Annotated in this window: 8 protein-coding genes; 3 read left to right on the top strand and 5 right to left on the bottom strand. The window is 54.2% G+C overall.

What is annotated here, in order from left to right; all coding sequences use genetic code 11:
• Positions 1-157: 157 nt before the first annotated feature.
• The 3 genes from KOI40_RS00755 to KOI40_RS00745 all read right to left on the bottom strand — a co-directional run bounded on the left by KOI40_RS00755 (position 158) and on the right by KOI40_RS00745 (position 6,072).
• Positions 158-3,580, bottom strand: coding sequence for a transglutaminase family protein (locus tag KOI40_RS00755; RefSeq protein WP_216095501.1), 3,423 nt, complete (start codon positions 3,578-3,580; stop codon positions 158-160).
• Between the two features lie 75 nt (positions 3,581-3,655).
• On the bottom strand, positions 3,656-4,591 hold the full coding sequence (locus KOI40_RS00750) for an alpha-E domain-containing protein (protein ID WP_216095500.1): 936 nt from the start codon (positions 4,589-4,591) through the stop codon (positions 3,656-3,658).
• Positions 4,588-6,072: a circularly permuted type 2 ATP-grasp protein gene (locus tag KOI40_RS00745; RefSeq protein WP_216095499.1), complete on the bottom strand. Its 1,485-nt coding sequence runs from the start codon at positions 6,070-6,072 to the stop codon at positions 4,588-4,590. Before KOI40_RS00745 ends, KOI40_RS00750 begins: the two co-directional genes overlap by 4 nt.
• 441 nt (positions 6,073-6,513) lie before the next feature.
• Here KOI40_RS00745 and ybaK point away from each other — a divergent pair, with 441 nt between their 5' ends.
• The 3 genes from ybaK (at position 6,514) to KOI40_RS00730 (ending at position 11,130) form a co-directional block, all read left to right on the top strand.
• Positions 6,514-6,984 carry a Cys-tRNA(Pro) deacylase gene (gene ybaK, locus KOI40_RS00740; RefSeq protein ID WP_216095498.1) on the top strand — a complete coding sequence of 157 codons (471 nt, stop codon included), beginning with the start codon at positions 6,514-6,516 and terminating at the stop codon, positions 6,982-6,984.
• 77 nt (positions 6,985-7,061) lie between these two features.
• On the top strand, positions 7,062-9,344 hold the full coding sequence (locus tag KOI40_RS00735; protein ID WP_216095497.1) for a carbohydrate-binding family V/XII: 2,283 nt from the start codon (positions 7,062-7,064) through the stop codon (positions 9,342-9,344).
• A gap of 205 nt (positions 9,345-9,549) precedes the next feature.
• Positions 9,550-11,130 (top strand): arylsulfatase, encoded by a 1,581-nt coding sequence (locus KOI40_RS00730; protein ID WP_304504152.1) that lies wholly within the window; start codon positions 9,550-9,552, stop codon positions 11,128-11,130.
• Positions 11,131-11,251: 121 nt separating this feature from the next.
• On the opposite strand, the gene cydB is transcribed toward KOI40_RS00730, so the two are convergent.
• On the bottom strand, positions 11,252-12,256 hold the full coding sequence (gene cydB / locus KOI40_RS00725; RefSeq protein ID WP_216095496.1) for a cytochrome d ubiquinol oxidase subunit II: 1,005 nt from the start codon (positions 12,254-12,256) through the stop codon (positions 11,252-11,254).
• On the bottom strand, positions 12,253-13,668 hold the full coding sequence (locus tag KOI40_RS00720) for a cytochrome ubiquinol oxidase subunit I (RefSeq protein ID WP_216095495.1): 1,416 nt from the start codon (positions 13,666-13,668) through the stop codon (positions 12,253-12,255). Before KOI40_RS00720 ends, cydB begins: the two co-directional genes overlap by 4 nt.
• Between the last annotated feature and the right edge of the window lie 30 nt (positions 13,669-13,698).

Here is a 13,698-nt window from a genome sequence, read left to right as displayed (position 1 = left end):
AGGGGCTGCCATTATGTCAGCTTACGCGGACTCTTCAATTGCCGGTTCTGTGTCATACCCGAGCTATCCATTCCTGTTGGTTATTAGGGCCTGACAGCGGCCCCTGTGGCGGCATGCCAATCCCACTCGGCCATGATATTGTCCAGATATGACGCGCCTACTCTAACCAGCGAGGACGACGGCGCAAATCCAGTGTGTAGGGGTACTCATCCGGTGATTCTTCCGGCGGCGGCGACATGGGACGCGGCGGATGATTGACCGGAAAGAATTCCCGCAGGGCATCCACTTCCGGTTTGGGCGTGTAGGGGCCCGGGGTGTGGCTGAGCTGATCAAAGCGGTTGCCGCGTCGGGATTCCGCCTCAAAGGCATTGACCGGGAAAGTGTCGTAACTGCGCCCGCCGGGGTGCGATACATGATAAGTACAGCCACCGATGGAGCGGCCGTTCCAGGTATCAATCACATCGAACACCAGTGGCGTGTGGACACCAATGGTCGGATGCAGGCCAGAGGGCGGTGCCCAGGCTTTATAGCGCACGGCAGCGACACTTTCGCCCTGTCGTCCGGTATTGGCCAGAGGCACCCGGCGGCCGTTGCAGGCTACCACGTAGCGGCCTTCGGTCATGCCGGTCATTTTCACTTGCAGGCGTTCCACGGAGGAATCCACATAGCGGGCGGTGCCGAAGCTGCCGCTCTCCTCGCCGAGAACGTGCCAGGGCTCCACCGCCCAGCGCAGTTCCAGCTCCATGTCATCGAGCTTGGTGCGACCATAATGGGGGAAGCGGAACTCCTCGAATGGCAGTAACCATTCCAGTTTAAAGGGATAGCCGTGTTCGTTGAGGTCATCCACCACTTCTTTCATGTCCTGCCACAGGTGGTGAGGCATCATAAAGCGGTCGTGCAGCTGGGTTCCCCAGCGCACCAGGGGTTTGTTGTAGGGCTCTTTCCAGAATCGCAGTACCATGGTGCGAATCAGCAGCGCCTGAACCAGTGCCATGCGACTGTGGGGCGGCATCTCAAACCCGCGGAACTCGAGAATCCCCAGGCGTCCGGCGGCGCCGTCAGGGGAGTAAAGCTTGTCGATACAGAACTCCGCCCGGTGAGTGTTGCCGGTGATGTCGATCAGCAGGTTGCGCATCAGGCGGTCAATCAGCCAGGGCTGCTCGGACAGGCCGTCAGGCATTTGCTGAAAAGCGGTTTCCATCTCATAGAGCATTTCGTCCCGACCCTCGTCGGCTCGTGGAGCCTGACTGGTGGGGCCGATAAAGGCGCCGGAAAATACATAGGACAGGCTCGGATGGTGCTGCCAGAAGGTGACAAAGCTGCGCAGCAGATCCGGACGCCGCAGCATCGGGCTGTCGGCCGGGGTTTTGCCGCCCAGAGTGATGTGATTGCCGCCGCCGGTGCCGGTGTGACGGCCATCGAGCATAAACTTTTCGGTGGCCAGCCGGGATTCCCGTGCCGCCGCATAGAGCTCTTCCATATTGCTGACCATCTGCCGCCAGTTGTCCGCGGGATGGATGTTGACTTCGATAACGCCCGGATCCGGAGTGACCAGCAGTTTTTGCATGCGTGGATCCCGCGGTGGTTCGTAGCCTTCAATGACGACCGCGATGTTCAGTTTCTGACAGGTCTCTTCGATGGCGGTAACCAGTTCGATGTAATTTTCCAGGCTGTACACCGGAGGCATAAACACGTACAGACGGCCTTCGCGCGCTTCCACGCATAAAGTGGTGCGAATCACCGAGCGCAGCAGCGGGTCGGTTTTTTCAGTTTCGTGCTTTTTACGTTTTTTGCCGGTGTCTGCTTCGTCTTCTGAGTCTTCGTCAAAGACATTGCCGATATCAGTCATGACCTGTGTTACCACAACCGGAGATGCAGGAAAGGTCATTTCTGCCCGTTTTTGCAATGGCTGGCGCGGTTCAAACGGATCCCGCTCTGCAGGCACTTCGGTTTTGGCGCTGTAGGGCAGGTCGTTTAAAGGCAGTCGTAAACCGATGGGCGAGTCCCCGGGAATCAGGGTCAGGCGGTCGCGGCGGGTTTCCCACAGACAGGTCTGCCAGCTTTGCGTTACCGAATCCCATTCCAGTGGCACGATATAGCCGCTGGGTTTTTTCAGAGTGCGTTCCAGAATGCTGGCCAGTCGGGCTCGCTCGGTGGAGTCTTTGGCTTTGGCAACCGCGTTGTCGATGTTGGTGGGCAGCTTTCGCTCCTGCAGTAAATAATGCAGCGCATCCTCATAAACGGGCTGCACATAATCTTTCTTGATGCCCAGCAGTTGGGAAATTCCGCACATCAGCTTCTTGGCGTCTTTGATGTCGTAGCCGTAATCCTTGTCCTTGCGGGCCAGCAGCTCCGGATTTTTCCACAGAGGGTCACCGTCCTTGCGCCAGAAGATACCCAGTGCCCAGCGCGGGACTTCCTCACCGGGATACCACTTCCCCTGACCGTAATGCAGCAGGCCGTGAGGAGCAAAATGGTCCCGCAGTTTCAGTTGCAGCGTGTTGGCCAGACTCAGTTTGTGAGCGCCCAGTGCGGCGGTATTCCATTGTTCTGACTCCATATCGTCAATGGAGACAAACGTCGGTTCGCCGCCCATGGTCAATCGCACATCGAGTTCTTCCAGTTCTTTATCGACGGCGTCGCCGAGGCTGAGCACCTCGGCCCATTGATTGTCGGTGTAGGGTTTGGTGACGCGCGGGTCTTCCAGAATGCGGGAGACTTCGTTGCTGTGCTTGAATTCCACTTCACACTTGTCGGTAAAACCCTCAATGGGCGCTGCGGAAACCGGATCGGGGGTACAGGCCAAAGGAATATGCCCCTCGCTGGCGAACAGGCCGGAAGTCGGGTCGAGGCCAATCCAGCCGGCACCGGGCAGGTACACCTCACACCAGGCGTGCAGATCGGTGAAGTCCTCGGCGGCGCCGCTGGGACCATCCAGCGATTTCTCATCGGGCTTTAGCTGCACCAGATAGCCGGAGGCAAAACGTGCCGCCAGTCCTACGTGGCGGAACAATTGAACCAGTAACCAGGCGGAATCCCGACAGGAGCCAATGCCCCGTTCGAGAGTTTCTTCCGGTGTTTGAACACCGGGCTCCATGCGGATGGCGTACTCGATCAGCTTTTCGATTTTCTGATTCAATTCCACCAGAAAGTCGTTAGTGCGCCGTTTTTCCAGCGAGATGGATTTCAGCAGTTTTTTAAACAGCGGACCGTGCTTGCCCTTTTCAAGATAGGGCTGGAGCTCTTTTTTCAGTTGCTTGGGGTAGGTGAAAGGAAACTCTTCAGCGTATTCGTCGAGGAAGAAGTCAAAAGGATTGATGACCGTCATGTCCGCCTGAACTTCCACTTCCACAGAAAACCTGGTGGTTTTCTCGGGGAACACAAGACGCGCCAAAAAATTACCAAAGGCGTCCTGCTGCCAATTGATGAAATGATTTTTGGGTTCGACTTTCAAACTGTAGCTGTGAATCGGAGTGCGACTGTGAGGGGCCGGACGCAAACGAATGGTGTGCGGCGACAAGTTTACCGGTCGATCAAACTGGTAATACGTGTTGTGATTCAGAGCAACGCGAATGGTCATGGTCGATGTTTCCTTTGTAATGCTTCAGCTGTAACAAAATTTGGACAAACGAATCAGCCTGCCGGCCCCGTGTCATTAGTCCGAAGGAAACCAAATGTCTGAGACAACAAAATGACTGCTGGTTATTAAAATCTGCAATTGATTTAAAAAGTTCAGCAACTCGTCGCCGGGATTCACGAAGTCCATTTTGACGTTGAGCTTCTTCTCAATTTTTCCCATGTGCTCGATCAGCGGCTCTGATCGCGGCAGGCAGTGGCAGGATTTCACAATGGATTTGATACAGTAAGCGATGGATTTCGGAAAGGCGGGATCATTGAGCAGATAGGGCATCACCTCGTGTCCCTTTACCGGACTGCGGGTTGTTCGCAGATAGTATTGAGTGGCGTTGAGAGAGCGCAGTACGCTGCCCCAGATCACCTGCTGGCTGTTCACAGCGTAATCATCGTCCGCCAATTCCAGAATACCGGTCAGTCCGGCTTCCAGATAACGCACGGTCATATCGGCCCGCTCCAGGTTGTAGCCAATCTGGAAAAATTCCCACGAGGCAACATGGGGCATGGTGCTAAACAGCAAGCCGTTAATCTGCAGACAGCCCTTGATGACATCTTCGAGAAATTCATGGCGGCTGCGGCGATTGATGCCCTGTTCCAGATTGTCCTGCACGTAGATCGTCAATTCACAGATCATCTCCCAGGCTTCTTCGGGAACCACATCGCGGGTGGTGCGCACATTTTCACGGGCGGCTTTCAGGGAGTTGATCAGGGACGAAGAGTTATCGTCATCACCCAGCAGAAATTTCACAACATTGCGTTCGGAGCGCACGCTGTAGCGTTCGCCGAAGGTTTCCTGCAGGTCGTTGATAATGATCAGGTTGTACCAGCTCAGCTCGACGGTTTTTGGCAGGTCGAACAGCAGGGTTTCGTAAATACTGATCAGGCGAGCCGTGTTGGCAACCCGCTCCAGATAGCGACCGGTCCAGTAGATGCGCTCGGCTACTCGGGATAGCATCATGATTTGCCCTCCGTGCTGGTGTCCACAATCCAGGTGTCTTTACTGCCCCCGCCCTGGGATGAGTTCACCACCAGGGATCCCTTGACCATAGCCACCCGGGTGAGGCCTCCGGTCGTGACATAGCTGCTCTTGCCCTGCAGGACAAAGGGACGCAGATCCAGATGTCGGGGCTCGGGATTGTTGTGCCGGCCAATAAACGTGGGGGCCGTCGACAGGGACAGGGTGGGCTGGGCAATGTAATTGCGCGGGTTGGCTTTGATCAACTGGGCAAATTTGTCCCGTTCTTTCTGCGTGGAATGGGGCCCGATCAGCATGCCGTAACCGCCGGATTCATTGGCGGGTTTGATCACCAGCTTGTCGAGGTTGGCAAGTACATGCTGACGCTGTTTTTCCTCGTAACAGAGGAAGGTTTCCACGTTGGAGATCAAAGGATCTTCGTCCAGATAGTATTTGATAATCGCCGGTACGTAGGCGTAGACCACCTTGTCGTCTGCGACACCGGCACCGGGGGCATTGGCCAGTGCCAGATTGCCGGCCTTCCAGGCGCGCATCAGCCCGGGAACGCCCAGTACCGAGTCCTTGTTGAAGACTTCGGGATCGAGGAACAAATCATCGATGCGGCGATACATCACATCGACCCGCTCCAGTCCGGTGATGGTTTTCATATACAGGCAGTCATCGTCCTGCACCACCAGGTCGCTGCCTTCCACCAGCTCGGCGCCCATTTTCTGGGCGAGGAACGCGTGTTCAAAATAGGCGGAGTTAAAAATGCCCGGTGTTAAGACCACGATCACCGGCTTCTTGATTTTACGCGGCGACAGGCTGGTCAGCATTTCAAACAGGCGCGAGGGGTAGTCGCCGACCGGCGCGATATCGACTTTTTCGAAGACCTCCGGCAGCACCCGCTTCATGATCGAGCGGTTTTCCAGCATGTAAGACACCCCGGAAGGTACACGCAGATTATCTTCCAGCACGTAAAAGTCGCCGTCACTGTCACGCACCAAATCGGTGCCACAAATATTGGCCCACACCCCAAACGGGGGAGACATGCCTTCGCACTCCTTGCGATAGTTGCTGGATTGCTTGAGGACGTACTCCGGAATGATGCCGTCTTTAATGATCTTCTGATCGTTATAGAGGTCGTCAATAAACATATTGAGCGCCTGCAGGCGCTGTTTGAGTCCGGCGTCGGTTTTGTCCCACTGTTTCTTGTCAATCACACGGGGAATGATGTCGAAAGGCCAGGCGCGGTCGATGTTGCCTTCGTCGGTGTAGACCGTGAAACTGATCCCCATTTCCCGGATAGCCAGTTCTGCGGCATTGATGCGTGATGAAATATCCTCAGAATTCAACGACTTAAGATAGGAAAACAGTTTCTTTGCCGGTTTTCTTGCGTGTCCGGGGCTGCTGATAAGCTCGTCGTAAAAGTCTCCGAGAGCGTAGTCATTCCACGCAATCGGTTTGTTGAGATCTGGTGACATGGTGGTACCTTGCGATGTGAGAAGAGGGGAGCGCAACGGGCACTGTTGCAGAAATCTGTCGGTTGCAGCTTGAGGGAAAAAATAAAGGTCTCCATAACCTGTTCAGGTGACTGAATATTATTTTTTAACAGCTGAGTGTCCTCATGCGGGTTATTTTCCTGATTCGGGCTTTAGCCCAAAATTGTATAAGCAGTTAACATACCAATATGATTTTTACAGTGCCCCTTCCAATGTAGCTCATAATATCGACCTGCGTTGGCCGGACCGGGATACGAAGGCAGCGAAAACCTCTTGCAAATGATGTCGAATTTACCGGTGGCTTATGACGCTTTTATGGCATTGCAGCGGTTTGATCGCCTCGGGCTGGGTTGAGGCGTGGGGTTGTCTATGCAGGACGATGCTGCTTGAGATGTGGCAGCGACAGAAAAAGGATATAAGTAGATGACACCGGCTATTAACCTTGCCAAAAAACACCGCATTGCGCATCGGGTACATGAGTACACTCACGATGCCGGCACCGAATCCTACGGTCTGGAAGCGGCCGAAAAAATGGGTGTCGATCCAAGGCAGGTCTTCAAAACACTGGTTGTACAGCTCGACAGTAAACAGTTGGCCGTGGGGGTGGTGCCGGTATCTGCCAAACTCAACCTGAAAGCCATGGCCAAGGCCTGTGGCGCCAAAAAAGCGGCGATGGCCGATAAGCAAGAGGTAGAGCGCTCCAGCGGCTATGTACTGGGCGGCGTCAGCCCTCTGGGGCAAAAGAAATTGCTGAAAACCGTGTTGGACGCCTCGGCGGCGGAATTTTCCACCATCTTTGTCAGTGCCGGGCGGCGCGGGTTGGAAATTGAGTTGAGCCCGGCGGATCTGCAATCGCTGGTTAAAGGACAGCTATCGCCCATCGCCGGACAGTGATGTCGGCCTGATCAGGATATCTTTTCGCGATCGTCTATGCTTGCTGAACAGGTTTACTCCCCGGCAAGGATCCCGTAATGCAGAATCGCAGTCCCGCATTCCCCCAGTTTCAGCGTGTGTTGTTCATTTTCCTGATGGTGCTTTCCGCATGGGTAGAGGCTGTGGAATGGCCACAGGTGGTCGATACCAGCGAAGGGCCGCTGACCGTCTATCAGCCGCAACCTGAAGCACTCAGTGGCAATACCCTTACCGCCAGAGCGGCCATGTCATTTTCCCTGAACGGTCAGGACTCCGTCTTTGGGGTCTTTTGGTTTACCGCCAAACTGGATACGGATCGCAGTGAGGATCAGGTTCTGGTGCGCAACTTAAATGTCACCGATGTGAAATGGCCCGAATCCCGGGATGCCGGACAGCAGCGCTTTATCGCGGTCGTGAACCAATCCCTCGAAAGTGTTCAGTTTAAAACCTCGCTGTCGTTATTAACGGCAAGTCTGGAGTCGGCGGAAAGAGAGAAAGCCAGTCTGGCTGATATCAAAAACGATCCGCCCGAGATCCTGTTTCAGCAGGAGCTGGCAGTGCTGCTGAGCTTTGATGGCGAGCCGAAGTTTTCAGCCATTGATAACAGTCACTACGAGCGCGCCTTGAATACGCCCATGACGGTGGTGCGTGATACCCGGTCGCGCAAACTTTACCTCACCAGTGGTTATTACTGGTATGAGGCAAGCAAGGCTTTGGGGCCTTATCAGCAAATACAGAATCCCCCACAGGATCTGGTGCAGATGGTGCCCAAGCCCGAGGGTGACAAGCCGGATCGCCAAACCGCACCACGGGTGGTGGTTGTGACTGAACCGGCAGAGTTGATTTCTACCGATGGCAAGACGGAATGGAAAGTGCTTGCCGACGGTCAGCTGATGTATGTCAGCAACACCGAGACGCCGTGGTTGCGGGAACTGGCAACCGGCAATATGTATGTTCTGCTGTCTGGTCGCTGGTTCCGCTCGAAACAGGAATCGGGCCCATGGACCTTTGTGCGTGCCGATGAGTTGCCGCAGAGCTTTGCCAATATTCCACCGGCGTCCGATCTGGGTGGACTGCGGGTGTCGGTTGCGGGCACGGATGAAGCCGAAGAAGCGGTGCTGGATGCGGCGATTCCACAGACCGCCGCAATCAGTCGCAAAGATGCCAGCTTCACAGTGGAGTACGACGGCTCACCCAAGTTTCAGAAGATCAGCGGCACACAGGTTGCCTACGCCATCAATACCAGTGCGCAGGTGCTTAAAGTGGAAGGTCGGTATTACGCGGTGGATAACGGGGTGTGGTTTACCGCGGGCTCGCCAACGGGCCCCTGGACAGTGGCGGACAGCATACCCGATGAGGAAATCGCCAAGATCCCGCCCAGCTCACCGGTGTACAACACCACCTATGTCGATATTTACGAATCCACCCCCGAAGTGGTCTATGTGGGTTATACCCCTGGTTACCTGTGGTCGTATCCCTATTACGGAGTACCTGTCTACGGAACCGGCTGGCGCTATCCATCGTATTGGGGCGGTAGTTACTATTATCCCAGACCACCAACCTGGGGGTTTAACGTGGGCTACAACTCCTGGACCGGCTGGACATTCGGCTTGAGCTGGAGCAACGGTTTTTTCAGTGTCGGCATGAACTGGGGCGCCGGCTGGCATGGCCCTTATCGTCCGGGAGCCTGCTGTGGCGGCTGGTACGGCGGAGGCTATCGTCGTCCGGTGGTGATCAATACCGGTGACATCAATATTGGCAACAGGGTGAATGTGGGCAACAAGCTGGTGGCAGGTAACAAATTTAATAAAAATACCCTGAACAAAAATGTGCTGCACAACAACAAGGTCACCAATCTTTACAAAAAACCGGACAACAAAAAACGTTTGGCGTCCAAAGAACAGATCAAGCATGACTTTCGCAACGCTCGTGTCAGTCAGGGCAAGTCCAATAACATCTTTGCCGACCACAACGGCAACGTTCTGAAACACAATAATGGCCAGTGGCAGGAGCGGGCAGGCAATGCCTGGCAGAGCCTGCCCAGTGATAAGCAGCAGGATCTTCGTCAAAAGACTCAGTCGATAGATAAACAGAAGCTGCAGCAAAAGGCACAGTCGGTTGATCAACAAAAGCTGCAGCAAAGAGTGCAGTCGATTGACCGGAATTCATTTGATCGGCAAAAAGCCGCGACTGCGTTGCAACATCGATCCCCCGACCTGAACCGGCGTCTGCAAAATGTGCCACATCAACAGCGCCTGCAGCAGCTCAATGGCGCCAGCCGTGCGCGACAGATGGGAATGCAGCGCCAGCAAATGCGCCAATCCATACGTTCATTGCGGTGAGAGGCTGGTAGTGAGCTTCTGGGGGCGTTTTTGGCGAACGGGTTGTATGTTCTGAGGGCTCTACTATATTTCTAGGGCTATCGGGGATTTGTGGCATTTGGCGTATGTCTTACTGTTTAGCCCTCAGATGCTTGGCTCGCGGTTCAGCAGATGAGGTAAACCTATCCCTGAAAGCCTATCAAATTAGCGATTAAGAGACTTAACAATGGCTTCAAAACAATTACGGAAGATGGGGAGTGTTCAAATACGAGCTGCGCTGACGCTCATGATCGTGTCGGTACTCCTCCCCTTGGGTGCAATGGCTCAAAGCAAAAAGCCCAATATCCTCATTATTATGGGGGATGATATCGGCCTGCAGAATTTGAGTTATTACAACGACGGCATGATGGGCTACAAAACGCCCAACATCGATCGCATTGCCAATGAAGGTATGCGCTTTACCGATTACTATGCCGAGCAATCCTGTACCGCCGGTCGCGCTGCACTGATTACCGGTCAAATGCCTGTCCGCACCGGTCTGACGAAAGTGGGTATCCCGGGGTCCACGCTGGGTATTCAGCCGGAAGATCCGACGCTGGCAGAGCTGCTGAAACCGCTGGGGTATGCGACGGGGCAGTTCGGTAAAAATCACCTGGGCGATCTGGATGAGTTTTTACCCACCGAACACGGTTTTGATGAGTTCTTTGGCAACCTCTACCACCTCAATGCCGAGGAAACTCCGGAAAATCCCTACTATCCCAAAGATCCTGCATTTCGCAAGAAATTTGGTCCTCGCGGTGTGATTCGATCTACCGCCGATGGCAAGGTGGTGGACACCGGTCCACTGACCAAGAAGCGTATGGAAACCGTGGATGAAGAATTTCTGGGTGCAGCCGTTGATTTTATCGAGCGTCAACACGCCGCCAATAAACCCTTCTTTGTCTGGTTTAACTCAACACGGATGCATTATGTCACCCATGTTTCTCCCGAGTATGCCGGCAAGTCTGGTTTAAGCACCTACGCCGATGGCATGTTGCAGCACGATGACCATGTGGGCAAGTTGCTCAACACGCTGGATAAACTGAAAATTGCCGACAATACCATCGTCATTTACACCACCGATAACGGCCCGCATTTCAATATGTGGCCAGACGGTGCAGTGACTCCGTTCCGCGGCGAGAAGAATACCAACTGGGAAGGCGGTTATCGTGTGCCTGCTCTGGTTCGCTGGCCGGGTAAAATTGCACCGGACTCTGTCAGTAATCAAATCATTGCCTCCAATGACTGGTTCCCGACGCTGATGGCCGCTGTGGGTGAGCCGGACATTAAAAACAAATTGCTGAAAGGCTACAGCGCCGGCGGCAAGACCTATAAAGTGCATCTCGATGGCTACAATCTGTTGCCCTGGTTAACCGGTAAATCTGATGAGAAAAGCTGGCCCCGTGAAGAGTTTTTCTATTGGAACGATGATGGTCAGCTAGTGGCGATGCGTTTCAATCGCTGGAAGCTGGTGTTTATGGAGCAGCAGGCCAACAAGTTCGGTGTCTGGATGTATCCTTTTGTTCCGCTGCGTATCCCTCTGGTGTTCGATTTGAGAATGGATCCTTTTGAGAAAGCGCAGCATAACTCCAACAGTTACTACGAGTGGATGGAGGGCATCATTCAGTTTGCCGGTGCCGCGGGTCAGGATATCGCCGGGAAAATGATTCAAACCTTTGTGGAGTTTCCTCCGCGGCAGAGACCAGCCAGTTTCAATCTGGATCAAGTCATGAAACAACTGACTGAAGGTGCGGAAAGCGGCCGGTAGTCAGAAAAGCAGTCAGTTACAAAAAAAAGGACGACGGGTTTGCGGCCCTCGTCCTTTTCTATTTTCAGATTATCCTTTTACTTTCTTCGAAGTTCTCAGGCTCCTTTTAACGCTTTGTGTGTCAGTGATAATGCAGCTCTGTCGCCTTGCCATGAAAAATCTTATAAGAGAACGCGGTGTACATAAGTATCACCGGAATGACGACAATCGCACCCCACAAAATAAACCGCAAGGATTCTGGTGCGCTGGCGGCTTGCCAGATGGTCATTTGACCGGGAACAATCTCCGGAAAAAAGCTGAAGCCCAAGGCGCTGAAACACAGAATGAAAATGGCGATAACCATCAGGAACGGCAGCCAGCAGTGACGATCATTCTGTTTTGGTAAACGTGCGAGCAACACATCGTTAAAGATAAATGCGAAAAAGCACAGTGCGGGAATCAGCAGGACAAACATCACCAGCGGAAATTCAAACCAGCGATTAAACACACCGGGGTTGACCATGGGGTTGACCAAAGACACGGCGACAACCCCGATAAAGGTGGCGCGGCCACTGTTGCGAGTCCAGCGAACGGCTTGCTTTTGGAGTTCACCTTCGGTCTTCATGATCAGCCAGGCACCACCGATGTAACTGTAGGCGGCGGTCACGCCAAACGCAGACAGGGTGGCAAATAACACACTGGGCCAGTCGTACTGAAAGCCCATTACATACATGCCGAGCATAAAGCCCTGAGAAAAGGTCGTCAGCAGGGAGCCCATTTTAAAACAGCGATCCCAGGCCAGCTTGTGATCGATGGCGGCCTTGGCCCGGAAGTCAAAGGCCACGCCGCGCATGATCAGGCCGATCAGCATGATGGCCACAGGCAAATACAAGTGCGTGAGAACCACACTGTGAGCCGCGGGAAAGGCAATCAACAGCAGACCAATGGCGAGTACCAGCCAAGTTTCATTGGCATCCCAGAAAGGGCCAATGGAGGCAATCATGGTATCGCGATCCGCCTCTTCACGGTCGTCCATGGGCAACAGAATGCCAACGCCAAGGTCGTAGCCATCGAGGATGGCATAGACGACGACAGCCAGGCCGGTTAAAGCCACAAAAATAATCGGCAGCGTGTGAGCATCCATCATGAGTTGGCTCCTTTGGGGGTGTGATTGATATCGGTTGTGGAGGTCTCTGAAGTCAGCTCCAGCTCGTGGCTCAGACTGCCATCGAGTGAACGGGTCGCGGTTTCAAATTCTTCCACGGTAACCGACTTGCGGGCCATCAGGCGCAGGGTGTGTATATAGGCCCACAGGAGAAATGCGTACACCAACAGATACAGGGTCAGAGACAACCCCACGTGACTGGGAGGAACGGGAGTCACGGCATCGGCGGTTTTCAGAACACCGGTTACCAGCCAGGGTTGGCGTCCAATCTCGGTGACATACCATCCTGCCAGGGTGCTGATCCAGCCGGAAAAGGTCATAAAGCTGACCACGCGCAATAATAAGGGAGAGGCTTCCCGGCCGTTGCGCAGTTGATAGCTGGCCACCCAGGCAACCAGCCACATGAGAAAACCGATACCCACCATGATGCGGAAACCGAAGAACGCTGGTGCGACAGGAGGGTGTTGCCCCTCGAATTCATTCAAACCCTGCAGTTCACCATCCAGTTCGTGAGTGAGGATCAAACTGGCCCCTTTGGGAATGCCGACGGCAAAGTGGTTGGTTTTTGCCTCTCCGTCGGGCACAGCAAACAGCAGCAGCGGTGCGCCTTTTTCGGTGTGCCAGATTCCTTCAACCGCAGCAATTTTCTCCGGTTGATGTTCCAGTGTATTCAACCCGTGAAGGTCGCCGACGAAAGCCTGTAGTGGGGCCAGTATTGCGGCAACGATCAGACCGGTTTTGAGAGCCAGTCTCGGTGCTTTTTTAGGATCCCCCAAGCGGATGCGGTAGGCGGAGATGCCTGCCACAAAGAAGGCTGCAGTCAGGCCGGAGGCAATCAGCATATGTGCCAGACGATAGGGGAAAGACGGGTTGAAAATCACCTCCCACCAGCTGGTGACGTGAGCCACGCCGTCAATCATCTCGTAGCCTGCGGGTGTGTGCATCCACGAGTTGAGCGCCAAAATCCAGAAGGCTGACAAGGTGGTGCCAATCGCCACCATCAGGGCAGAAAACGTATGCACCTTGCTGGGCACCCGATTGATGCCGAACAACATGATGCCCAGGAAGGTGGCCTCGAGGAAAAATGCTGTCAGTACTTCGTAGCCCAGTAGTGGGCCGGCGATATTGCCGACGGTTTCCATAAACCCGGGCCAGTTGGTGCCGAACTGGAACGACATGGTGATCCCGCTGACCACGCCGAGCGCAAAGGTCAGAGCCAGTATCTTGATCCAGAAGCGGTAGGCTCTCATCCAGACCGGGTTTTGGGTCTGGTCATAGCGCAACTTAAAGAAAAAGACGATCCAGCACAGCGCAATGGTGATGGTGGGAAACAGAATATGAAAGCTGATATTGGCCGCGAATTGCACGCGCGAAAGTATGAGCGTGTCCAGCATGGTGGTACCTCTTTTGTGCTGTACGGTGTG

This window comes from Pseudomaricurvus albidus (genome assembly GCF_018863235.1).
Lineage (GTDB): Bacteria > Pseudomonadota > Gammaproteobacteria > Pseudomonadales > Cellvibrionaceae > Pseudomaricurvus > Pseudomaricurvus albidus.
The sequence above is the reverse complement of the archived record's forward strand: the minus strand, read 5'-3'. Positions and strand labels throughout refer to the sequence as shown.

Excerpts from the sequence above, each read along its gene's own strand:
- KOI40_RS00750 (WP_216095500.1), bottom strand. The coding sequence starts at position 4,591 with ATGATGCTATCCCGAGTAGCCGAGCGCATCTACTGGACCGGTCGCTAT.
- cydB (WP_216095496.1), bottom strand. The coding sequence starts at position 12,256 with ATGATGGATGCTCACACGCTGCCGATTATTTTTGTGGCTTTAACCGGC.
- KOI40_RS00755 (WP_216095501.1), bottom strand. The coding sequence starts at position 3,580 with ATGACCATTCGCGTTGCTCTGAATCACAACACGTATTACCAGTTTGAT.
- KOI40_RS00730 (WP_304504152.1), top strand. The coding sequence starts at position 9,550 with ATGGCTTCAAAACAATTACGGAAGATGGGGAGTGTTCAAATACGAGCT.
- KOI40_RS00745 (WP_216095499.1), bottom strand. The coding sequence starts at position 6,072 with ATGTCACCAGATCTCAACAAACCGATTGCGTGGAATGACTACGCTCTC.
- ybaK (WP_216095498.1), top strand. The coding sequence starts at position 6,514 with ATGACACCGGCTATTAACCTTGCCAAAAAACACCGCATTGCGCATCGG.
- KOI40_RS00720 (WP_216095495.1), bottom strand. The coding sequence starts at position 13,668 with ATGCTGGACACGCTCATACTTTCGCGCGTGCAATTCGCGGCCAATATC.
- KOI40_RS00735 (WP_216095497.1), top strand. The coding sequence starts at position 7,062 with ATGCAGAATCGCAGTCCCGCATTCCCCCAGTTTCAGCGTGTGTTGTTC.